The following is a 20,569-nucleotide window of genomic DNA, read 5'->3' on the forward strand; positions in this document are numbered from 1 at the left end:
AGCGCTGCTGACCCTGGGATCGCCGCTGCTGACCCTGGGATCAGCGTTGCAGGATGGCGATTGCCTGTTCGTAGACCGCCTGGCTGCCGGCGGCGATGATCGAGCCGCCGTTTTCCGGCCGTCCGCCGTCCCAGGTGGTGATGATGCCGCCCGCCCCTTCGATGACGGGAATGATGCCGCCGACGTCATAGGGCTTCAGGCTGTTTTCCACGACCAGATCGATATGGCCGGCGGCAAGCAGCGCATAGGCATAGCAGTCGCAGCCATAGCGGAAGAGCCGCACCTGGCTCTCGATCTCGCGGTATTTCTCCATTTCCTCGCCGGCAAAGAGATGCGGTGAGGTGGTGAACAGGATGGCGTTTGAAAGCGTGTCGCACTGGCGCGTCGCCAGCCGTCGCTCGCCCTCCGGCCCGGTATAGATCGACCCGTTCTGGTCGGCGAAATAGCGCTCGCCGGTAAAGGGTTGCTCGATCATGCCCATGATCGCCCGGCCCGCTTTCTGCAGGCCGATCAGCGTTCCCCACACCGGCACGCCGGAGATGAAGGCGCGCGTGCCGTCGATCGGATCAATCACCCAGACATATTCGCGGTCGAGCCCGACATCGCCATGTTCCTCGCCGAGAATGCCGTGGTCGGGGAAATTCTCTTCGATCAGCGCCCGGATGGCGAGTTCGGCCGCCCGGTCGCCCTCCGTCACCGGATCGAAACCGGAAGAAAGCTTGTTCGTGACATCGAGGCCGGAGCGGAAACGCGGCAGCGTTTCGGCTCGGGCAGCCTCCGCCAGGCGATTGAAGAACGAACGGTCAGGAAACATGTTGGATCCGTTTGGCTGGCGGGAGTGGCGCTTTTCATAGCGAAAAGCAACGGGAATGCAAACGCAGCAGGCAAATTGAGTTTAGTTGCACAAAGATATCGCAGCGCAATAAATTGCTTGACATTTGTGCAATGCAATAGTAGTGTCTTCATACAGTCTTCTGACTGTAAATACCCTCCTTGGGTGTTTCCTCCCTAGACTTAGCCGCGCTCACAAGCGCGGTTTTTTTTGGCCGGGGAAGGCCACACGTCAGCAAAATCGAAAAACGGATCTATTCGGCGGCCAGCGGCCGCTCGCCGGCGAATTTCTCGACATAGTCCGCCATCTGCTGCATGAAGTCCGCGACGGCATCGGCCACCGCGGTGAAATCCTCGCGTTTCTCCAGCGTCAGCTCATCGACATAGATCGCCCGGTTCACCTCGATCTGCAGCGCGTGCAGTCCGCGCGAGGGCCGGCCGTAATGTTCGGTAATGAAGCCGCCAGCATAGGGTTTATTGCGGATCGCCGCAAAGCCCATCTCCTCGAGGATGGCGATGGCCGCGCGCGAAAGTTCAGCCGAAGCGCTGGTGCCGTAGCGATCGCCGATGATGAAATCAGGTCGCGCAGTGCTGCCGGCAACGCGCACATTGCCGGGCATCGAGTGGCAGTCGATCAGCACGCCGAAGCCGAATTGCACATGCGTTCGCGCGATTAGCCGGCGGAGCGCCGCATGATAGGGCTTGTAGACCGCTTCGACGCGGTCGAGCCCCTCCTGCACCGGCAGGCGCCGGGCATAGATCTCCATATTCTCGGCGACGATGCGCGGTATGGTGCCGAGCCCGCCGGCGACTCTCAGCGAATTGACGTTGGCATAGGGCGGCAGCAACCCGTCGAACATCCGCGGATCGAGTTCGTAGGGTTCGCGATTGACGTCGAGATAGGCGCGCGGGAAGTTGGCCGCCAAAAGCGGCGCACCGAGTGCGACCGCCGAGCCGAAGAGCTCGTCGACATAGTGATCCTCGGAACGGCGGATGGCGATGCCCTCCAGCCTGGACTGAGCGATAAAATCCGGTGGATAAATACGGCCGCTATGGGGGGAGTTGTAGACGAAGGGAATGGTCTGCGACACGGGCTCATGGACCTCAAAAAGCTCGTATTCGCGTATTTCCGGCACTTTCGGCCCTCTTTACCATGTCATGAACTGACTGCTTCGCGTATGTTGCCAGTTGCCCGGCCGCAAGTCCATACTATGTAGAAGGGATGGCGGTCAGGCACAGGCAATTCACCGGTTGTTTACCGGAGCGAGACTAGTGTAAACGGCTGACAGCCCACCAAAAACCTATGGATCGCGGTCTGGATTGATGACTCAGAAGATACTTCTCGCCGAAGACGACAATGACATGCGCCGCTTCCTGGTGAAAGCGCTCGAAAAGGCCGGCTACAAGGTCCTTTCTTATGACAATGGCGCTAGCGCCTATGACCGGCTGCGCGAGGAGCCGTTTTCCCTGCTGCTGACCGATATCGTCATGCCCGAGATGGACGGCATCGAGCTGGCGCGCCGCGCCACCGAGCTCGACCCCGACCTGAAGGTGATGTTCATCACCGGTTTTGCCGCCGTGGCGCTGAACCCTGATTCGAAGGCGCCGAAGGATGCCAAGGTCCTTTCCAAGCCTTTCCACCTGCGCGATCTCGTCGACGAGGTCAACAAGATGCTTGCCGCGTAAGGCCTGCGGGCGGCGCGTCACAAAACTGAAAAAAGCCTATTGACGGCTCCGAAGGTTTTGTGATCTATGCGCCGCCATCGGATGGGCGTGTAGCTCAGCGGGAGAGCACTACGTTGACATCGTAGGGGTCACAGGTTCAATCCCTGTCACGCCCACCATCCGATCTCCTTGGCCCACAAGGAGAATTTGAAAAGTAGCTGTAGCTGTTTTCTGTTCTTCATGGCCTTGCCCAATCATCGCCCACGAAACCGCTGTTTTGCAGCGGATAGGTGTTTCGGGTGGTGGTGCCCATGGACGCTGCGGATGATCTGCTCGGAGATTCCGGAGAAGCCGGCCCCTTCCCAGATTGGAACCCCGCGCTGCATCATCCGGGTGATGCAAGTGTGCTTCAGAATGTGCGACGTGACGTCTTCGCCTAGTCCAGCCAACTCCCGCGCCCTTGCAAACCCCTTGCGCTCTTTAGCGATCAGCCGGACGGAGCTCGGCTATGACGAGACGCTGCGAAAACAGGTGGAGACGATCGCGGCGCGGTACGGCTTTGATCTGGTGAAAAACAAACAATGCCGGCTGAAAGCCCCCCGCCCCCTTTACACAGCAAAAAACGCTCCAACTATCGCAACGAAGGCCAGAGCATGAGTGACACTATTACGGATTTCAACCGCTCGCTCAAAGCGACAGCTGGGGCGCGCTTCAATGCGGCAAGCGCCTCGAGCATATCGATAAGCGCATGACCGCGCTCACGTCGTTCTCTTCCGCATACCTGATATTGCTGTCTGTCGGACCATCACTCATGGGAGCCTCGGCGGCTTCGCAGCCGATCACAAACCTGTTTTCGACGGCCCTGTCGGTGCTACTCTTGGCGTCATCGGTGCTATCTTACGCAAGCGGTCACGCGGTTCGGTCGGAGCAATATCGCCGCAGCGCGCTGGAGATTCAGGAGATCCGGCGCGAACTTCGTTTTGCCGGTGAAAATGTTACACAGGAGCTATTTTCAACTCTTTCACACCGCTACGACGCGGTGCTGCAGAAGTATTCCATCAATCACGACGACGTCGATTTCTACCGCTATCAGCTTCAATACCCAAAAGAGTACATAATGAATCGCTTCGACCGATTTGAAAAATCGGCGAAAGTGTTCATGGCCTATAGTTATCCGGCGATGATTTTGTTGCTGCTTACAGGCGCCGTTTTGCTTTTCACAATATTCTTGATCGTTTGGGGTGGCGACGCCGGTCGTTTCCTGGAATGGGCAGCCATGCGCTTTTCCTAGGTCAGCGCAGCTCTTCCGAACCCCCGCACCCCTTTGCGCAGCAAAAGGCAGTCGCAACTATCGCGCCCCCCGCACCCCTTTGCGCAAGCAGATGCCGCCGGAACTATCCGGCGGGAACGGGCGAAGCTTGCCTCGTCGCCGTCGTCGATGGGGATCTGTTAACTATCAACAGGCTCCACCCAGAGAATCCACTTCCGACAAATCTTGTGATGGACTTTCGGCGAAACGCGTCGTCGCGATTCTAAAACCCGCCCACCAAACGCGGGCGCCGACAAGTGCGAACTGTGGATTATGTGGAAAGCAGCAGGTCAACGGCCGGTTTTCACAAGTCTTTTCATGACCTTAGTGTTTCAGGTGGAAGGCCATGTTTTTAAACAGCTTTTAATTGTGGATGGGGAAAAACCTAGTACCACGCCACAGAGATTATGACTCTTTGACGGGGTAAGCTTTACGGAGCTTTTTGCGGGCATTTTCGGTTGTGAACATCCATTGGATCTTTGCGCCGTGGGCGTTGCGTTGCTGCTCCCAGGCTGCGACTTCGGCGATTATGGTGTCTTTGTTGTCGATACGACGGTCGAGGCATTGGCTACGCAGGACACCGATCTCGATCTCGACCATGTTGAGCCAACTGGCGTGCTTGGGCGTGTGGTGGAACTCCAGTCGCTTCAGCACCCTTCGAGCTTGCGGGGCGGGAAATGCGTCGTAAAGCGCCCCGGCGGAATGAGTGGAGAGGTTGTCCATCACCACGCGGATGATCGGCGCGTCGGGATAATCGACGTCGACCAGTTCGCGCATGCACTCGGCGAAGTCTTGGTTGGTTCGCCGATCGGTGACCTTCACCCTGCGCCAGGGCCGGTGGGCGTCCATGAAGACAAACAGATTGACCGTGCCGTTTCGGCGATACTCGCAATCGTAGCGTTCAAGCTGGCCAGGCTTGGCCGCAATGGGCTCGCGCACTTCGCCGATGAGTTGGGTCGGGCTCTCGTCGAAGCAGACCACGGGCCTTTGTGGATCAGGCGTTTCTGCGTAGAGGTCGAGAACATCCTCCATGCGCGCGACGTATTCCCCATCGATCTTTGGGATGCACCACATGTCTTTGCGCCAAGGCTTGAGATGGTTCTCAGCCAGCCGGCGACGCACGGTCTCCGAGGACAACTGGTCATGATCGGTGAGCCGGACCATCTCATCTGCCAGAAGCTCCAGGGTCCAGCGGGCTCGCCCGGGCGGCGGCTTTGAGCAGGCGGTCGCTACCAACAGCGCCTCCTCCTTGCTCGATAGCTTGCGCTCAACACCCGGGCGCGGTTCTTCGCTGAGCGCCCCTTCCAGATTGGCTTCCACAAACCGGCGTTTGGTCCGGTAAATCGTCGATCCGCTGACGTTCAAGGTTGCCGCGATCACCTCGTCGCTGAAGCCTTCGTTCGCTGCGACCAGGATCTGGGCGCGCTTGATCTTGCGCGACCTGTGGCACCCCCCGCTCAACAAAGCGGCCAGTTGGTCACGTTCCGATTGGCTAAGCTCTATGTGAAACTTTATATTCATCGACACCTCCTTCAGCGTGGAGACGCAGATGAATCCCAAAATGAGTCCCTCACTTGACCCGCAAGCCGCAACGGCAAGACGGGGCCTTACGCAGATCCAAGGCCAGTACCTGGCCTTCATCTACGCCTACAGCCGCATCTTCAAACAGCCTCCGGCCGAAGCCGACATGCGTCGCCACTTCGGCGTTACGGCTCCGTCTGTTCACCAGATGGTGCTGACCCTCGAGAAGGCGGGTTTTATATCTCGCGTGCCAGGCGCCGCACGCAGCATCCAACTTCTCATCCCACCAGAAGCCCTGCCAATTCTACGATAAGACAAACCGTCATAATCTCTGTGGCGTGGTACTAGTTGGTGCAGATGCTTATGGCATGCACCCGTTCCACAGATGTTAATTTTCAACCCCTTGACGGAATCAGTGTGTTTACACTTTACTTTCCTCACTGATCGCCAATCGGGCGAGCAGGGCACGAAAAAGGCCGGGGGTGCAACCCCGGCCTCGCGTCGAATAAACCGAATGCCTCGATCGGCAAAACGGCTCACCCCTTAACAATCCCAAGGATACTTGGGGAGGATGGCCTGTCAAGCTGATCGAGGTTTCTTAACCACTAGGAAACTCGAAAATGAAGCATACGAACCACCGCCTCACCCTCGACGACGCCGTACAGGTCTGGCTGCACAGCTGGAACGGCGAGTACCAGCACGAGATCGCCTTCCGCTTCGGCGTCGGGACGCGTCAACGAAGTGCTGAAGGGAAAGCGCCACTCTGGCAGCGAGCAGATTGCTCGGGAAAAGCGCGATCTGCACTGACGTCCTAGGGGCGGACCCGCACGCCCTTGAAGCTTGATGCCACCCGCCGGACTGTGAGAACCATCCGGCGGGTGATCGTCCGCCTAATTTTCGCTGAAGATGAAGCGCGGACGAGCGCTCGACCTGATAACGGGGAAATTCAATGGAAGACGCATCACCAGATGAAAAAGGGTCAGAGGGACTAGAACAGCAGCCGGCGGAGCTGCCGCCGTTCGTCAACGTATTTGACGGATTGGCCGAGATCCAAATTAAGAGAATCTACGAGGATGTCGTCATCCCGACATCTCTGTTTCACTACACGAGCGCTCAAGGCCTCATTGGCATTCTGGGGGAACATAAGCTTTGGTTTTCCGACGCCGCATTCATGAATGACGGATCAGAGGTTGTATATGGCGTTGAAGTCGCCGCCTACGCTATCCGTGAGTTCGTCGAAGACAAAACGGACGCGGAAAAGAACGCAGGCTCGTACCTGATCGATCAAATCGCAGACGCGATGCGACACTATCAGCCCATCATCTTTTGCATGAGTGCGCGCAACAACCTTCTTAACCAGTGGCGAGACTATGGGAAGGATGTCGTTCCCTATTGCATAGAGTTCAACGCGGCTGAACTCGAAAACTGGCAGTCCCGGAACTTTCCGCACTTTCTGACAAAGATTGTCTACGACGCACACTTCCAAAAGGATCTGACAATCAGCTTGGTTAAAAACATCTACGACAGGGCGATCACCATCAAGGGCGAGCGTGAAGCGTTCGATGAAGAAGAAGCGAAGCGTTTGGCTATCGGCGCGGCGATGGAGATTGCGAAACTCATAACGCGTTTCAAAAACTGGGCTTTTGAGGCAGAAGAGGAGTATCGCGCAGTTTGCTATCGCCCTGACATTGCGGCTACCGTTTCGCCAAAGTATCGGGCCAGTTCCCTGGGCGTCGTGCCTTATTACGAGTGGGTCGGCAAGGACGGGCCACTGCCACTGCCGGTCTTGAGTGTGACCGTCGGTCCGTCGCCATATGCGACCGTCTCGGATCTGGCGCTAAAACAGTTTCTTGCTGATCAGGGATATGATGTCCCAACTTACTATTCGAAAATTCCGATTCGTCGTTAACCGCGACAAAAACTCTAGATATCTCCACCGGTGCAAATCAGTGAATATCGTGGTCACGCTGTCGATGACACCCTCGAGATGAAAGAGAATCTCGATTCGTCAACACGAGGATCTTCGAATGGAACGGCTGCTGGAAACTCTTATCGACTTGCGGAGTGTAACAGTCAAAAGCATGGCGGATGCCGGATATTTGCCAACCCCGGGAATGCTGGCGGAGCTGGCCGCCATTCAACAATCGATAGCGGCCGGCCCAGTGACGATGACTGTTATTCGCTTCTCCAGTTCCGTTTAACTGTCCCCAGCGCCGGCAGAAGCGGGCTGTTTTGCAGGTTCACGGTTTCCTTCGACGGCTGCTCCGTCCGGTCCGCCGCCACCACCCTGGCACGTCCGAACGGGTGCGGCACGCCTTCCGCCTCAAACATCTTGATTATGGCGTGGTTCGCATATGAGAACATGCTCACGCGCTCGTCACTTGCATTAGCGTATTCAAATTTCAGCCCCTCGTTGGTCAAGCATCCAGAGCTGCCGGTTTTGTGACGGACAGATGACAGGTTTATGACAAAAAACGTGTGATTTCAGCAACATAGCAGCGCCGCCCTGCTGTCATGATCGACATCGTTATTGCGACGCAACATGCCGCTGTGTAACTACCGCGGCGAGGCAGGCACCTGGTCAAAAGGCGCCGCTTCGCTCACACGGGTTGAAGATACGTAGGGACTGCCGATGGCAACGGTCTTCATCCTTCTGCATCTGAACTGGAGGTTATTCCATGAACATTAAGAGCCTTCTTCTCGGCTCCGCTGCTGCACTTGCAGCAGTATCCGGCGCTCAGGCTGCCGACGCTATCGTTGCTGCCGAGCCGGAACCGGTTGAATACGTTCGCGTCTGCGACGCATACGGCACCGGCTACTTCTACATCCCAGGCACCGAAACCTGCCTCAAGATCAACGGTTACATCCGTTTCCAGGTTGACGTTGCTCCGAACGCCAGCTCGATCGGCGCCGGCGGCGGTGGTTCTGTCGCCAACGACTCGGACTGGGATGCCCGTACGCGTGGTCAGGTTCAGTTTACCGCCAAGAGCGACACCGAATATGGTCCGCTGACCGGCGTCATCGTCATGCAGTTCAATGCTGACAACGCTTCGGCCCAGAAGGCCCAGCTGGACTCCGCTTACCTCGACATCGCCGGCTTCCGCGCTGGTCTGTTCTACTCCTGGTGGGACGATGGCCTCTCCGGCGAAACGGACGATATCGGTTCTCCGGTCACGCTGCATAACTCCATCCGTTATCAGTACGAAACCGACGCCTTCTACGCTGGCATCAGCGTTGACGAGCTGGAAGACAGCCCGTTCTACAATGGCGAAACCCCCAACAACGTCGGCGTTGCAGTCGGTCTCGGCGGCAAGGCTGGTGCATTCAGCTACCAGATCACCGCCGGTTACGACACCGACAACGAAGAAGGCGCCGTCCGCGCTATGGGTACGGTTGCTGTCGGTCCGGGCACGCTCGGCCTCGCAGTTGTCTACGCAAGCAACCCGAACGCCTACTACAACAAGGCTGAATGGGCGATCGCTGCTGAATACGCCATCAAGGCGACTGACAAGCTGAAGATCACCCCCGCTGTTCAGTACTACAACAACTATGGCATCACTGCTGGCGAGTTCAACGACGACGTTGACGCTTGGAAGGCCGGCGTGACGATCGACTACCAGATCGTCGAGAACCTCTCCACGAAGATTTCGGTTCAGTACCTCGATCCGGACAATGCTAGCGACGTTACCTCGGGCTTCTTCCGCCTGCAGCGCGCGTTCTGATAAAGGGCTGCCGGCTAGAACAGGATGTCATCCGAAAACCGTTCACACTTTTCGGCATCATGCTCTGGACCGGCAGCTACAAATTCCTGATCTGACTGACCTCCGATCGGGAAAGAATGGGCCTGGACTTCCCTGCCTGGGCCCATTCCCCTTGACCAGACGTGCGTCCAAGACGGCACCTCGATGAGTGCCCTGCCACTGTCGTGTCACATCGGTTCGTTGCCGATGTCCGGCAGCCTATGTCGTTGCCGGATCTTGTAACCAGCAACCGCAACCAGCTTTTTACTGATCTGCCGCCGATCGTCGAGCGAGCTCGGCCGCCGACAAAATTTTTTCTCCTCAGCAATAACGGCGCGCCAAATTCGGACACAGAGCCATGCCATGGCGAACCGAGGGTGAGGTAGTGATTCGCCTCGCCGCGACATGGGGTTTGAGATCGAAATGAAGTTATACGCGCTTGCCGCTGCCGCCTTTTTTTCCGCCGTCCTCGCCTTGCCGGCCTCCGCTGCGCCGCCCGCGCCCGCCGAGACCTTTCCTGGTGCGCCCGGCGTCATTACGCTTTCCGGCAAATGCGCCAAGCTGGTCGTCGCCAAGTTCGACGCCACCAAGGGCTGCAAGAACGAGCTTGCCAGCGTCACGCTGGCCAATGGCGTGGTGACCTTCATCTTCACCTCGGATGGCAAGGCGCTGGGCTTCCAGGGCGACGGCAGCGGCATCAAGCCTGCCTCCAACGGCAATGCCCGCCTGCCGCTCAGCCTCGTCACCACGGGTGTCGGCAACAAGATGACCGGAGAGGTCAAGGTCGCCGGCTTCTGCACCTTCGGCAATCCCTATGCCGGTAAGCCGATCGCGATCGAATGCACCGCCGAAAGCAAGGACTCCTCCTTCACTGGCAGCTTCCGCACCGGCGGCAAGCTGGTGAAGAAGGGTAAGTAGCCGCCCTCAGGCGCACCAGGCGCTGCCGGCGGCCCCTGGCTTGCGTGCCAGGCCCTCATTGATCAGCTGTGCGCCGAAAGAGCGCCCGTCGCGCGAGACGACGCGCGGCGCGCCAGAGGGTTCGGCCTTACCCGCCGCATTCATGATGAAGGGTCCGGCGTTCAGAAGCGCCAGCAGCCGCGACTTGGCGGCAAAGGCCACCCGGCGCTCGCCGTCACAGCGCGCCCGGTCGACCGCCGGGCTTGCCATGTCGGCAATCACGATCTTCTCGCCCTTGTACCAGAAGACGCCACCGTCGCCGACGCAATTGATATGGGCGCCCTGCCCGCAATAGCCGAAGGCGACTGTCCTGGCTTCCGAAACAGCAGCGGAGGCCGGCGACGGCACTGCCTTTATCGGCTGGATCATCGGCGTCGGGATCGCGGCCGGCGGCAGCGGCTGCGGCTGCGGCAGCAACTGCGGTACTGGGACTTTCGGCGTGGGTGCGGCAAGCGCCACCTGCTTCGGCGGCGCGTCCTTCTTGACGACAGGCCTCGGCTCCGCCGTGTCCCGTGTGATCGGCGTCGATTGCCTTGCAAGCATCGGCTGAATGCTCTTCCAATGGTCGTGGGCGACGATGCCGCCGATCGCGGCAATGCCGATCACCGCCCAGGACAGCAATCCGCCCCCGCTGCTGCGCGCTTTGCTCTTTCCTCTCGCCGGCGCCTTGCGGCGGCCGCGTGTCGCTGTCTTGGCCATCTGTCCGATTCCCGTGAGGCCGGGATTATCGCTGCTCAATCCTTTCCGAAAGGTTGGCGCGGCGACAGGATGACGCCTGGTTTGCCAAACTTTCCTTCCAATGACCCGAACGCACCGGCGCACACCGGAGAGGCCAACGGCACTGCCGAAACGCAAGAGGGAAAAGCTGAACAAATTCCGCGCCCAGACGTTAGCCAGCGAAAAATTCCATCTTTCTGGGGGAAAAATCCATGGATCTGATTATCGCCGACATAATACCGGCGTCGCGTATCCACTATCCCGTCATCTTCGCCCGCCTCTTCGGCGCCATCGTCTTCGGCGGGCTGATCGGTTTCGAACGTGAGGCCCGCGACCGCCCGGCGGGCTTCCGCACCCATATTCTGATCAGTCTTGCCGCTGCCCTCTTTGCCATCATTTCGATCGAGGCAGTGCACATGCCGGGTTTTACCGATGACGATCAGGTGCGCATCGATCCGCTGCGCGTCATAGAAGCCGTCACCGCCGGCGTCGCCTTCCTTGCCGCCGGCATGATCGTCTTTGCAAGAGGTAGGGTGCACGGGCTGACGACGGGCGCCGGCATGTGGCTCTCCGGCGCGATCGGCCTCGCCATGGGCTTCGGCTATTGGCCGATCGCCTTCTTCACGACGCTTGCTGCCATCTGCGTGCTCTTCGCCTTCGGCAAGCTCGAAAAATGGTTCGGCTATAATTCCGGACAGCGTGTCGATCGCGATGAACACAAATAGAAAAACAAAGCGCCCGGCATCACGCCGGGCGCTCGTGTCACGTGTGCTTCAGTTGGTCATTCGGCTGTTGGTCGTTCAGCGCGTGTCGCCGAAGGATCGCTTTTACCAACCAATGCCGTGCCGCCGACGGAGAGCGGCTTCTGGCGTCTGCCGATATTGATGCGTTCGTCCGCCGCCTCGCGTACCGCCTGCCATTCATTTTCGTGCCGGATGAAGATCTCGCGGGGCACAAAGTTGATCGTCATATGTTTCTCACCCTGTTTCAAATCTACCGTTCGCGCAGGAGGCTTCCGGAATACCCGTTATTTCTTGGTGCCCGCATTGCCCTTGATGTCGGGGCCGCCCTTGGAAAGATCGGCGCCGCTAACATGGGCCGGCACGTGAATGTCGTGGTAGACGCCGGGCGTCAGTGTCAGGTCGACATGATGCGGCGGCAGCACCTGCGCCTTCTGCATGCGGTTCGGCTTCGCCCGCTTCATGCGGTCGGACGCCTCCGTGCGTTTGTCGGGAAGATGGGTCGAAGTGTGCATCATCGGCCTCCTTTTTTAAGCTCAACCAGGGCCTAACGGGCGGGCGTCGGGATGGTTCCAAAAAAAATCACCCAATCCCGGTGTGACGACCGGCCTTGACTGGCCCGCGAAGTTCATTACCTAGAGCCTATCCCGCAGCCTTCCAGACATCGGCTGACGGGGTACTTTGGTGCCGGGCCCCTCTGGCGAGAGTTTTTACGGCGCTCTCGTGATGTCGGTACCGCCTGCAGCTTAGCCGGCGGATTTTTCATCGATGAACAAGCTCACCATGCCTGACCCGCGTGCCCGTTGTGGCGTGCCGCGTTTTTCCACTATATCGACCCTCTTCAACACGATTTGCGGCCGCGAGGTGCGGCCATGAATCAACCCGTGACCCATAAATCCTCGCTCAGCTATTTCCGCTGGGCTTTCATCGTCACTGCCCTCGGCCTCGTTCTCGGCGCCGTGCTCGGCTGGCAGACGACCGGCACGATCGGCGGCATGGCGACCGTCTTCTTCATCTGCACGGTGCTTGCGGTGCTGGAGATCTCGCTCTCCTTCGATAATGCCATCGTCAACGCCAACAAGCTGAAGGAGATGACGCCGGTCTGGCAGCAGCGCTTCCTCACCTGGGGCATCATCATCGCCGTCTTCGGCATGCGCATCGTCTTCCCGCTGGCAATCGTCGCGATCGCGGCACAGATCGGCCCCTGGGATGCTCTGGTGCTTGCCGCACGCGAGCCGGCCGAATATGCCCGCATCATGAACGATGCGCATCTGCCGATCGCGGCCTTCGGCGGCACCTTCCTGATGATGGTCGGCCTCAGCTATTTCTTCGACCATGAGAAGAAAATCCATTGGCTTCGCGGTCTGGAAAAGGTGATGGCGCGTTCGGCCACCATAAGGGGCATCGAGATCGCCTTCGTGCTGGCTCTGATGCTTGTGTTTTCCTGGTTGATCGGTGGCGAGGAAGCCAGTGTCTTTGTCCATTGCGCCATCTACGGCCTGCTCACCTTCCTCGCGGTCGAGGTTGTCGGCGAGCTGCTCGATGCGTCGCAGCAGACGATGAGTGCTGCCGCCAAGGGCGGCCTCGGCGCCTTCATCTATCTGGAGGTGCTGGATGCGAGCTTTTCCTTCGACGGCGTCATCGGCGCCTTTGCCCTGACGCAGAACCTCTTCGTCATCGCGATCGGCCTCGGCATCGGCGCCATGTATGTGCGATCGATGACGATCATGCTGGTAGAGAAGGGAACGCTTGCCGAATACCGCTATCTCGAACATGGCGCCTTCTATGCCATCCTGATCCTCTCGGTGATCATGTATGCGCAGACCTTGGTGCACATTCCCGAGGTCATCACCGGCCTCGGCGGCGCGGTCTTGATCGGTCTGTCGCTCTGGTCGTCCATTCGCCATAACAGGCGCGAAAAGGTGGAGGATCACGGCGCTCGGCAGGAGGAACTTCACGCCTGACGAAGCAAGAAGCCGCAGTGTGCGACACTCTTGCAGCTAAAAATAAAGCCCGCGACCATCCGGTTGCGGGCTAATTCATTCATGCATTGCTTGAAGGTGTTAGCGGGAGACCTAACCGAAGGAGGCCGGGTCGATACCGAGTGTGGTGAGGTCGTTGGCGCGCGGGCGGCGACCGGCTTCGACAGCAGCGCTGACGGCGTTTGCGGCACCAAGAACGGCGAATGCGCGGCCAAAGAAGCCAGTACGGACTGAATTGCGAAGTGCGGACATTGTCCTTTTCCTCTTGCTCTATGATTGACTACTCATAGATGGCATCGCGAATAGACCTCCACAATGCTCAGAAAATCACCTCAGCCATGCAAAAAACAGCAGGCCGGCACATGTCTCCATGGCCAGCCTCGAGGAAGGGGTGGGTGGTCTTTTTATTCTTAGAGCGCCGTGCGTCCTTTCGGACGCACAAAGGACGCTCTAACACTTTGAAATCTGCGCATCATGCTTTCCGAAAATCGGAACCGATTTTCGGGCCGATGCGCTAGTCTTCGTTTGCCGCCAGCTGCGAGAGCACCTGTCCCCTGCCGCGCAGCCGCAGGATCAGCGGGATGAGGAAGGCGGCCGCTGCAACGATGAGCAGGCCTGCCGCGATCGGCGACATCACCAGCGTCGTGACGTCGCCCTGGCTGATTGCCAGCGCCCGGCGCAGCTGCTGCTCGGCAAGCGGCCCGAGGATCAGCCCGACGACGGCAGGCGCGATCGGATAGCCGAAGAGCCGCATTACATAGCCGAGCAGGCCGAAGGCGAGCAGCATGCCGAGTTCGAACACCGACGGATTGGCGCCGATCGTCCCGAGCGTCGCAAACAGCAGGATGCCGGCATAGAGCCACGGCTTCGGAATGGTCAGCAGCCGCACCCAGAGCCCGATCATCGGCAGGTTCAGCACCAAAAGCATCGCATTGGCGATGAGCAGGCTGGCGATCAGCCCCCAGACGAGCTGCGGATTGGTGGCAAACAGCAGCGGCCCCGGCTGCAGCCCGTATTGCTGGAAGCCGGCAAGCATGATCGCCGCCGTCGCCGTCGTCGGCAGGCCGAGCGTCAGAAGCGGCACCAGCGTGCCGGCGGCCGATGCGTTGTTCGCCGCCTCGGGACCGGCCACGCCTTCAATCGCACCATGGCCGAACTCTTCCGGGTTTTTCGCCAGCCGCTTTTCGGTGGCATAGGAGAGGAAGGTGCCGATTTCGGCGCCGCCCGCCGGCATTGCGCCGATCGGAAAACCGATCAGCGTGCCGCGCAGCCACGGCTTCCACGAGCGCGCCCAGTCCTCAGCGGTCATCCAGAGCGAACCCTTCACCGCCTCGACCTTCTCGGCGATCCGGTTGCCCTGCGCGGCTATATAGAGCGTCTCGCCGATCGCAAACATCGCCACGGCAAGCGTCGTTACCTCGACGCCGTCGAGCAGGTCGGGAATGCCGAAGGTAAGCCTGGCCTGCCCCGTCTGCTGGTCGATGCCGACCATGGCGAGCGCAAAGCCGATGAACAGCGAGGTCAGACCCCTCAATGCCGAATCGCCGAAGGCCGAGGAGACGGTGACGAAGGCGAGCACCATCAGCGCGAAATATTCGCGCGGCCCGAAGACCAGCGCCAGCTTGACGATATAGGGAGCGATGAAGGCGAGCCCGAGCGTGGCGATCAGGCCGGCGACGAAGGAGCCGATCGCAGCTGTCGCCAGCGCCGGCCCGCCGCGCCCGGCGCGCGCCATCTTGTTGCCCTCAAGCGCGGTAACGATCGAAGCGCTTTCCCCCGGCGTGTTGAGCAGGATCGAGGTCGTTGAGCCGCCATACATGCCGCCATAATAGATGCCGGCGAACATGATCAGCGAGCCGCCGGGATCGAGCTTGTAGGTGACGGGCAACAGCAGCGCCACGGTGAGTGCCGGGCCGATGCCGGGAAGCACGCCGACGGCGGTGCCGAGCGTCACGCCGACCAGCGCATAAACCAGGTTCATCGGCTGCATCGCAACCAGGATACCCTGCCATAGAAATTCGAATGTGCTCATCTTGGTGTCCCAAGCGGCATTCCCGGCCGTGCGTTTCGCAACCGGGCGCCGCGCAAAATCAAAAGAGCTGACAGCGCGTCTCGCGCGGTCAGAAGAACAGATGTTCGAGCGGCCCGGCTGGCAGCGTCAGCTGCAGCAGCTGCGAGAAGATCGCCCAGACGACGAAGCTGAGGACGATACCAAGCGGCAGCGAGATCCAGAGCTTGCGTTTGCCGAAGCCGCGTGCCGTCAGCGCAAAGAGGATGCCGGTTGCGATCGAGAAGCCAGCGACGCGCAGGAGCAGCATCTGGCCCGCAAGACCGGCGACGATCCAGATGACGGGTGCGACTTCCTGCCGGTCACGTTCGGGAAAATCGCCGCGCCAGGCTTCGAAGGCGGTCCAGATCCCAAGACAGAAGAGGCCAAATGCCACCATTTGAGGCGCTGTCGCCGGACCGATGCGATCGTATTGCGCGATCGTTTTCAGATGCAAGGCATCCCAGGCCATCACGCCGGCGACGGCGAAGAGGAAAACGGCAATAATGAACGCCGCCCAATCAGGGCGGCGCTCGGTTGCCGAGGAGATGTTATCCTCGCTCATTGAACAAGTCCGATGTCTTTGAGAATGCTCTCAGTGGCCGAGATATCCTTTTCGAGCTGCGCCTTGAAGGCGTCGCCGGACAGATAGGTGTCGGCCCAGCCCTTGGTCTTCAGCGTTTCCTGCCAGGTGGCGGAGCTGTGCAGCTTCTCGAAATCGGCGGTGACGCTTGCCACCTGCTCTGCCGACAGGCCGGGGGCAGCAGCGACCATGCGCCAGTTCTGGATGGTGACGTCGGTGCCGGCTTCCTTCAGTGTCGGGGCATCGACACCATCGATGCGCTTTTCGCTGGATACGGCGAGAAGACGGAGCGTGCCTGACTTCACCTGCGATTCGAACTCGCTATAGCTCGAGACGCCGGCCGTGACCTGGCCGCCGAGAATAGCGGCGAGCGCTTCACCGCCGCCGGAGAAGGCGACATAGTTGATCTTGGTCGGATCGACGCCGGAAGCCTTGGCGATCAGGCCGACGGTGATATGGTCGGTGCCGCCGGCCGAACCGCCACCCCAGGAAACCGAACCCGGATCCTTCTTCAGCGCCGCGACCAGATCGGCCATGGTCTTGATCTCGGATGCGGCAGGAACGACGACGGCCTCATATTCGCCGGTCAGGCGGGCGATCGGCGTGACATCCTTGAGCGTCACCGGCGACTTGTTGGTGAGGATCGCGCCGACCATGACATAGCCGCCGACGATCAGAGAATTCGGGTTGCCGGCAGCCTGGCTGCTGAACTGCGCAAGCCCGATCGTGCCGCCGGCGCCTGGGACGTTCTGGACCTGCACGTTGCCGGAGATCTTCTCCTGCTGCAACGCGGTCTGCAGCGAGCGGGCCGTCTGGTCCCAGCCACCGCCGGGAGCGGCCGGCGCGATGATGGTGTAATCGGCCGCATAGGCCGGCAGCGCGATGGTCGCGGCAAGAAGGGTTGCGATGAATGTATGCTTCACGATGTGTCCTCCGTCGGCGGCTGAGCAAACCGCCTGTTGTTCTCTGGGAATCGGGAGGAATAGGCCGGCCAGCGGACGCAAATGTCCTGATTGACGAGCGGAATACCCTCCCAAGGCTTCAGCTCTCCGCCTCCACGGAGAAGAAGTAGCCAAAGCGACCACAACAACCTGTCATTTAGCTGACATCGGCGGGATATCCAGAAGGAGACGACACTTTTTTGCCGTAATTGGCAGCTGCCGGCTGGGATCAGCCTTCTCTGCCGCAAGGCAAGTACATTATCTACACTGGACGTCCGTTTATATTTGCCGGATATTTTAAGCCGGAGGCAATCCAATGGCGAATGGCGGTTACAACCATTTTTGTCCGGTTTCCAAAGCGTGCGAGCTGCTTGAGCCGCGATGGACGCTGCTCATTCTCTGCGAGATGTGGTCCGGTTCGACCCGCTTCAATGAGATCCGGCGAGGCGTGCCGGGAATGTCGCCGACCCTGATGGTTAAGCGCCTGAGGGAAATGGAAGCGAACGGATTGATTGTCCGGTCGCAAAACGATGCGACGGGCGACATAGCCTATAGAACGACCGAAATGGCCAAGGAACTGGAGCCGATCGTCCACGCGCTTGGAAAATGGGCGCACAGGAACGTCGACGCCGACGTCACGCTGGAAAAGCTCGATGCCCGCATATTGATGTGGAACATGCGCCGCAAGATCGATGCGAGCGCCCTTCCTTCCCGCAGGCGCAGCGTCATCAGGTTCAGCTACCCCGAACTGCCGAAAGACGAGAGAAATTACTGGTTGCTGGCAAAGCCCGGCACGCCGGTCGACTTGTGTCTCAGTGATCCCGGCTATGACGTAGACCTTTTCGTGACGGCGGAGCTCAAGGCCATGACATCGGCATGGATTGGCCTGTCGAGCCTGGAAACGGAAATCGCCCATGACAAGATTTCCCTGATCGGCGACACGACCCTCGCCGCCAGCATGGAAAACTGGATGGTCAGAAGTTCCTACGCGATCGCCTGAGGCGCCATGGTTGCGGCCTGCCAGTCCATATTCTGTATCGGGGCGCTACATTTCCTACACTAGGCCGAAACGCTAGTTCGCGGCACAATCGAACCATGAGCGGACCAGCGGCAACGCTGATTGGCGGGCCGGTCGCTTTGCAAAAGCCGAATGAGAGCAACAAAACCCGGCGGACGTTACGGCGGATTGCCTGCGTTTGCCGACAAGCCCAGGAGAGAAACCATGCAGACCACCCTCAGCACGTCGCGGGAACCCGCGCTATCCCAAAATACCGACCTTGCCGCCCTGAAATCGCGCCAGCAGACGGCATGGGCCTCGGGCGATTATGCCGTTATCGGCGTGCGACTGCAGATCGTCGGCGAAAGCCTCTGCGAGGCGCTGGACCTGCGCGGCGGCGAGAAAGTCCTGGATGTAGCGGCCGGGAACGGCAATGCCACGCTTGCCGCAGCGCGGCGCTGGGCCGAGGTGACATCGACGGATTACGTCCACGAGCTTCTGGAGCGCGGCCGCGAACGGGCGATCGCCGAAGGCATGCCGGTAAACTTCCAGATGGCCGATGCAGAGGCGCTACCGTTCGAAGACGGAGCCTTCGACGTCGTCGTTTCTACATTCGGCGTGATGTTTACTCCCGATCAGGACACTGCGGCGAAGGAGATGCTGCGGGTCTGCAGATCAGGCGGCAGGATCGGCATGGCGAACTGGACGCCGAACGGATTCATCGGCCAGGTGTTCAAGACGATCGGCCAGCACATTCCACCCATGCCCGGCGTGAAATCTCCTGCACTCTGGGGCACGACCGCCAGGCTCGAAGAGATGTTCGCAAGCAGCGGACGGATTGCCGTCACGCCGAAAATCTTCAATTTCCGCTATCGCTCCCCCGCCCATTGGCTGGAAATTTTCCGCACTTGGTACGGCCCGGTGCACAAGGCGTTCGAGGCCTTGCCCCAGCCGGGCAAGGCGGCGCTGGAACGTGATTTCCTAACGCTGATCGAGCGCTTCAACCAGGCCGAGGACGGCACGATGGTGGTGCCGGCCGAATATCTCGAAGTGGTCGTGACGAAGCATTAACACGGCTGCCGGGCTCAATCTGGCAGGATCATCGGCCGGCCTCCCCAACTCTGCAGCAAAGGCCTCCGGTTTAATTCCGGAGTCGTCATCGATGGCAACAGAGCGCACGAAACGAGTGCGAGACCGCCAGCTCGTGGAGTGAACTGGCTGAAAGCTGACGCCTTCACTGCGTCCGCAGAACTTCGTTCCAGTGCGCGATCAGCCGCGCCCGTTTCACCTGGTCGAGATAGACCATCAGCCCGGGGCTGACCGGCACCGGCCGCAGTTGGGCGCCGAGCAGTTCCTGCAGCGTATTGGCGGTATTCTCCCCTGCCACCTCGGGGCTGACGGCCGGGATCTGCAGCTCGCGCGCCATGATCGTCTGCCCTTCCCTCGACATGAAGAAGGTGAGGTAACGCCGACCGAGCTCCGGCTCGGCGGCGGCCTGCGGCACCAGCCCGATCCGCGACATTACCACCGTATAATCCTTCGGCAGCACGATGCCGACATCGGGATAGCGCGAGGCCCAGTCGGCCGCATAGGAACCGAGAATATTGTAGCCGAGCACGAAGCGCCCGTCGGCAACGCGTTCGAGGATCGCCGAACTCGTCGAATAAAGCTTGACGCCGGCAGCCCCCATCGCCCCGATCACCGACCAGATGTCGCCGAACTGCTCCTGGTCGCGCGCCATGAAAAGAAAGCCGACGCCGGAGCGCTCGATGTCATAGGTGCCGATCCGCCCATAGACCTCGTTGCCCTTGCGCTTCAGATAGTCGACGAATTCAGCCCGCGAACTCGGCACCGGCTCATGCGCAAAGCTCGGCTTGTGATAGACGAACACCGCCGGCTCGAAGGTGAGCGCATAGGCGGTGTTGCGCCAGTTCGCCCATTTCGGCCATGCAGTACTCATCGGCAGGTTGCTGACCTGTGCATATCCGTCGTTGGAAAGTTTCACTTGCAGGTCCATCGCCGAGGAAAAGGCGAAATCCGCCGTCTTCTTGCCGGCATCCGTCTCCCTGACGATCCGGTCGTAGATGTCGCCGGTCAGCATATCCTCATATTTGACCGCGACATCGGGATTGGCGTCCTGGAAACCCCGGATCATCGGTTGCGCCAGGGGCTCGTCGAGCGAAGAATAAACCGTCAGCACCGGCGCATCGGCATTGCCCGACTTCGCCGGATAGAAGACCGGATCGGCGAGCGCAAAGCCCGGCCAGAACGCCAGCAGCAAGATGAAAACTCTCCTCATGCGGCAACAATGCCTGAGCGCGCCCAGAGGAGCAAGGGCGCCGGCCAGACGGAGGCTGCCGCCCGTTTTGCGGGATCAGAGCTCGCGCTCGAAGAACAGCAGGATCTGCTCGAGTTCCGGCACGACCGGAGCGCAACGAGGCTGGGGATCACAGGTTCGGTCTGGAATTTTCTAGAGTTGCATGATTTTCCCGAGGCCGGACTTCGGCCGATTATTGAAACCGTAGGCACATAACCAGAC

At 59.8% G+C, this 20,569-nt stretch carries 25 protein-coding genes and 1 tRNA gene; 15 read left to right on the plus strand and 11 right to left on the minus strand.

The features are described 5' to 3' along the window. Positions 1-40 precede the first annotated feature (40 nt). Both hisN and BA011_RS16535 read right to left on the minus strand, forming a co-directional pair. Entirely contained in the window at positions 41-814 is a 774-nt protein-coding gene (gene hisN, locus BA011_RS16530; protein ID WP_065281248.1) for a histidinol-phosphatase, read from the minus strand. Between the two features lie 271 nt (positions 815-1,085). Continuing rightward, entirely contained in the window at positions 1,086-1,967 is an 882-nt protein-coding gene (locus tag BA011_RS16535) for an N-formylglutamate amidohydrolase (RefSeq protein ID WP_065281249.1), read from the minus strand. A gap of 187 nt (positions 1,968-2,154) precedes the next feature. Between BA011_RS16535 and cpdR1 the strand changes: the two genes are divergently transcribed. From cpdR1 to BA011_RS16555, 4 genes are all read left to right on the plus strand, one after another. Beyond that, a complete protein-coding gene (cpdR1, locus tag BA011_RS16540; RefSeq protein WP_003542883.1) occupies positions 2,155-2,517 on the plus strand; it encodes a response regulator CpdR1 in 363 nt (120 codons plus the stop codon). An 83-nt stretch (positions 2,518-2,600) separates the two neighbouring features. Further along, positions 2,601-2,675: transfer RNA gene (locus tag BA011_RS16545), tRNA-Val, on the plus strand. A gap of 145 nt (positions 2,676-2,820) precedes the next feature. Beyond that, positions 2,821-3,153 (plus strand): hypothetical protein, encoded by a 333-nt coding sequence (locus tag BA011_RS44340; RefSeq protein WP_065281250.1) that lies wholly within the window; start codon positions 2,821-2,823, stop codon positions 3,151-3,153. Between the two features lie 91 nt (positions 3,154-3,244). After that, entirely contained in the window at positions 3,245-3,787 is a 543-nt protein-coding gene (locus BA011_RS16555) for an SLATT domain-containing protein (protein WP_065281251.1), read from the plus strand. A 423-nt stretch (positions 3,788-4,210) separates the two neighbouring features. Here the strand turns inward: BA011_RS16555 and BA011_RS16560 are convergent, their stop codons facing one another. Then, the gene (locus BA011_RS16560) at positions 4,211-5,326 is read right to left on the minus strand and encodes an IS630 family transposase (protein ID WP_065282351.1); all 1,116 of its coding nucleotides are present in this window, start codon (positions 5,324-5,326) and stop codon (positions 4,211-4,213) included. Between the two features lie 28 nt (positions 5,327-5,354). Here BA011_RS16560 and BA011_RS16565 point away from each other — a divergent pair, with 28 nt between their 5' ends. The 6 genes from BA011_RS16565 to BA011_RS16590 all read left to right on the plus strand — a co-directional run bounded on the left by BA011_RS16565 (position 5,355) and on the right by BA011_RS16590 (position 9,984). Further along, on the plus strand, positions 5,355-5,639 hold the full coding sequence (locus BA011_RS16565) for a LexA family protein (RefSeq protein ID WP_420493416.1): 285 nt from the start codon (positions 5,355-5,357) through the stop codon (positions 5,637-5,639). Between the two features lie 307 nt (positions 5,640-5,946). After that, on the plus strand, positions 5,947-6,141 hold the full coding sequence (locus BA011_RS16570) for a hypothetical protein (RefSeq protein WP_237352487.1): 195 nt from the start codon (positions 5,947-5,949) through the stop codon (positions 6,139-6,141). Positions 6,142-6,275: 134 nt separating this feature from the next. Beyond that, on the plus strand, positions 6,276-7,235 hold the full coding sequence (locus tag BA011_RS16575) for a DUF2971 domain-containing protein (RefSeq protein ID WP_065281252.1): 960 nt from the start codon (positions 6,276-6,278) through the stop codon (positions 7,233-7,235). Positions 7,236-7,353: 118 nt separating this feature from the next. After that, positions 7,354-7,527 (plus strand): hypothetical protein, encoded by a 174-nt coding sequence (locus BA011_RS44345; protein ID WP_186806448.1) that lies wholly within the window; start codon positions 7,354-7,356, stop codon positions 7,525-7,527. Positions 7,528-8,004: 477 nt separating this feature from the next. After that, the gene (locus BA011_RS16585; RefSeq protein WP_065281254.1) at positions 8,005-9,048 is read left to right on the plus strand and encodes a porin; all 1,044 of its coding nucleotides are present in this window, start codon (positions 8,005-8,007) and stop codon (positions 9,046-9,048) included. A gap of 441 nt (positions 9,049-9,489) precedes the next feature. Next, positions 9,490-9,984, plus strand: a complete 495-nt coding sequence (locus tag BA011_RS16590) for a hypothetical protein (RefSeq protein ID WP_170269171.1) — start codon at positions 9,490-9,492, stop codon at positions 9,982-9,984. A gap of 6 nt (positions 9,985-9,990) precedes the next feature. Here the strand turns inward: BA011_RS16590 and BA011_RS16595 are convergent, their stop codons facing one another. Then, a complete protein-coding gene (locus BA011_RS16595) occupies positions 9,991-10,722 on the minus strand; it encodes a hypothetical protein (protein WP_065282573.1) in 732 nt (243 codons plus the stop codon). A 230-nt stretch (positions 10,723-10,952) separates the two neighbouring features. On the opposite strand from BA011_RS16595, the gene BA011_RS16600 reads away from it, so the two are divergent. After that, entirely contained in the window at positions 10,953-11,465 is a 513-nt protein-coding gene (locus BA011_RS16600) for an MgtC/SapB family protein (protein WP_017962091.1), read from the plus strand. Positions 11,466-11,521: 56 nt separating this feature from the next. Here the strand turns inward: BA011_RS16600 and BA011_RS16605 are convergent, their stop codons facing one another. Together BA011_RS16605 and BA011_RS16610 are read right to left on the minus strand one after the other, a co-directional pair. Continuing rightward, a complete protein-coding gene (locus tag BA011_RS16605) occupies positions 11,522-11,710 on the minus strand; it encodes a hypothetical protein (protein WP_065281256.1) in 189 nt (62 codons plus the stop codon). A gap of 57 nt (positions 11,711-11,767) precedes the next feature. Next, the gene (locus BA011_RS16610; protein ID WP_065281257.1) at positions 11,768-11,998 is read right to left on the minus strand and encodes a hypothetical protein; all 231 of its coding nucleotides are present in this window, start codon (positions 11,996-11,998) and stop codon (positions 11,768-11,770) included. Positions 11,999-12,352: 354 nt separating this feature from the next. On the opposite strand from BA011_RS16610, the gene BA011_RS16615 reads away from it, so the two are divergent. Beyond that, positions 12,353-13,444 carry a DUF475 domain-containing protein gene (locus BA011_RS16615; protein ID WP_065281258.1) on the plus strand — a complete coding sequence of 364 codons (1,092 nt, stop codon included), beginning with the start codon at positions 12,353-12,355 and terminating at the stop codon, positions 13,442-13,444. Between the two features lie 111 nt (positions 13,445-13,555). Here BA011_RS16615 and BA011_RS44350 read toward each other — a convergent pair whose 3' ends face one another. From BA011_RS44350 to BA011_RS16630, 4 genes are all read right to left on the minus strand, one after another. After that, entirely contained in the window at positions 13,556-13,714 is a 159-nt protein-coding gene (locus BA011_RS44350; protein ID WP_186806449.1) for a hypothetical protein, read from the minus strand. Between the two features lie 262 nt (positions 13,715-13,976). Beyond that, positions 13,977-15,494: a tripartite tricarboxylate transporter permease gene (locus BA011_RS16620; protein ID WP_065281259.1), complete on the minus strand. Its 1,518-nt coding sequence runs from the start codon at positions 15,492-15,494 to the stop codon at positions 13,977-13,979. 88 nt (positions 15,495-15,582) lie between these two features. Continuing rightward, entirely contained in the window at positions 15,583-16,074 is a 492-nt protein-coding gene (locus BA011_RS16625) for a tripartite tricarboxylate transporter TctB family protein (protein WP_065281260.1), read from the minus strand. Continuing rightward, positions 16,071-17,015, minus strand: a complete 945-nt coding sequence (locus tag BA011_RS16630) for a Bug family tripartite tricarboxylate transporter substrate binding protein (RefSeq protein WP_026158883.1) — start codon at positions 17,013-17,015, stop codon at positions 16,071-16,073. The genes BA011_RS16625 and BA011_RS16630 overlap by 4 nt, the downstream gene beginning before the upstream one ends. Positions 17,016-17,349: 334 nt before the next feature. Here BA011_RS16630 and BA011_RS16635 point away from each other — a divergent pair, with 334 nt between their 5' ends. After that, positions 17,350-18,033, plus strand: a complete 684-nt coding sequence (locus BA011_RS16635; protein WP_065281261.1) for a winged helix-turn-helix transcriptional regulator — start codon at positions 17,350-17,352, stop codon at positions 18,031-18,033. 222 nt (positions 18,034-18,255) lie between these two features. Further along, entirely contained in the window at positions 18,256-19,101 is an 846-nt protein-coding gene (locus BA011_RS16640; protein WP_065281262.1) for a class I SAM-dependent methyltransferase, read from the plus strand. 163 nt (positions 19,102-19,264) lie between these two features. On the opposite strand, the gene BA011_RS16645 is transcribed toward BA011_RS16640, so the two are convergent. Continuing rightward, complete coding sequence (locus BA011_RS16645; protein ID WP_065281263.1) at positions 19,265-20,311, minus strand: ABC transporter substrate-binding protein; 1,047 nt, start codon at positions 20,309-20,311, stop codon at positions 19,265-19,267. Positions 20,312-20,338: 27 nt separating this feature from the next. Between BA011_RS16645 and BA011_RS16650 the strand changes: the two genes are divergently transcribed. Further along, entirely contained in the window at positions 20,339-20,563 is a 225-nt protein-coding gene (locus BA011_RS16650; protein WP_065281264.1) for a hypothetical protein, read from the plus strand. Positions 20,564-20,569: the final 6 nt, after the last annotated feature.

This window comes from Rhizobium leguminosarum, from assembly GCF_001679785.1.
GTDB classification, from domain to species: domain Bacteria; phylum Pseudomonadota; class Alphaproteobacteria; order Rhizobiales; family Rhizobiaceae; genus Rhizobium; species Rhizobium leguminosarum_R.

Bases quoted from the DNA above. Each gene is read 5' to 3' on its own strand.
- BA011_RS44340 (WP_065281250.1), top strand. From the start codon at position 2,821: ATGATCTGCTCGGAGATTCCGGAGAAGCCGGCCCCTTCCCAGATTGGA.
- BA011_RS16650 (WP_065281264.1), top strand. From the start codon at position 20,339: ATGCCTGAGCGCGCCCAGAGGAGCAAGGGCGCCGGCCAGACGGAGGCT.
- BA011_RS44345 (WP_186806448.1), top strand. From the start codon at position 7,354: ATGGAACGGCTGCTGGAAACTCTTATCGACTTGCGGAGTGTAACAGTC.
- BA011_RS16565 (WP_420493416.1), top strand. From the start codon at position 5,355: ATGAATCCCAAAATGAGTCCCTCACTTGACCCGCAAGCCGCAACGGCA.
- BA011_RS16620 (WP_065281259.1), bottom strand. From the start codon at position 15,494: ATGAGCACATTCGAATTTCTATGGCAGGGTATCCTGGTTGCGATGCAG.
- BA011_RS44350 (WP_186806449.1), bottom strand. From the start codon at position 13,714: ATGTCCGCACTTCGCAATTCAGTCCGTACTGGCTTCTTTGGCCGCGCA.
- BA011_RS16555 (WP_065281251.1), top strand. From the start codon at position 3,245: ATGACCGCGCTCACGTCGTTCTCTTCCGCATACCTGATATTGCTGTCT.
- BA011_RS16585 (WP_065281254.1), top strand. From the start codon at position 8,005: ATGAACATTAAGAGCCTTCTTCTCGGCTCCGCTGCTGCACTTGCAGCA.
- BA011_RS16575 (WP_065281252.1), top strand. From the start codon at position 6,276: ATGGAAGACGCATCACCAGATGAAAAAGGGTCAGAGGGACTAGAACAG.
- BA011_RS16615 (WP_065281258.1), top strand. From the start codon at position 12,353: ATGAATCAACCCGTGACCCATAAATCCTCGCTCAGCTATTTCCGCTGG.
- BA011_RS16560 (WP_065282351.1), bottom strand. From the start codon at position 5,326: ATGAATATAAAGTTTCACATAGAGCTTAGCCAATCGGAACGTGACCAA.
- BA011_RS16570 (WP_237352487.1), top strand. From the start codon at position 5,947: ATGAAGCATACGAACCACCGCCTCACCCTCGACGACGCCGTACAGGTC.
- BA011_RS16610 (WP_065281257.1), bottom strand. From the start codon at position 11,998: ATGATGCACACTTCGACCCATCTTCCCGACAAACGCACGGAGGCGTCC.
- BA011_RS16595 (WP_065282573.1), bottom strand. From the start codon at position 10,722: ATGGCCAAGACAGCGACACGCGGCCGCCGCAAGGCGCCGGCGAGAGGA.
- BA011_RS16605 (WP_065281256.1), bottom strand. From the start codon at position 11,710: ATGACGATCAACTTTGTGCCCCGCGAGATCTTCATCCGGCACGAAAAT.
- hisN (WP_065281248.1), bottom strand. From the start codon at position 814: ATGTTTCCTGACCGTTCGTTCTTCAATCGCCTGGCGGAGGCTGCCCGA.
- BA011_RS16640 (WP_065281262.1), top strand. From the start codon at position 18,256: ATGCAGACCACCCTCAGCACGTCGCGGGAACCCGCGCTATCCCAAAAT.
- cpdR1 (WP_003542883.1), top strand. From the start codon at position 2,155: ATGACTCAGAAGATACTTCTCGCCGAAGACGACAATGACATGCGCCGC.
- BA011_RS16600 (WP_017962091.1), top strand. From the start codon at position 10,953: ATGGATCTGATTATCGCCGACATAATACCGGCGTCGCGTATCCACTAT.
- BA011_RS16625 (WP_065281260.1), bottom strand. From the start codon at position 16,074: ATGAGCGAGGATAACATCTCCTCGGCAACCGAGCGCCGCCCTGATTGG.
- BA011_RS16635 (WP_065281261.1), top strand. From the start codon at position 17,350: ATGGCGAATGGCGGTTACAACCATTTTTGTCCGGTTTCCAAAGCGTGC.
- BA011_RS16590 (WP_170269171.1), top strand. From the start codon at position 9,490: ATGAAGTTATACGCGCTTGCCGCTGCCGCCTTTTTTTCCGCCGTCCTC.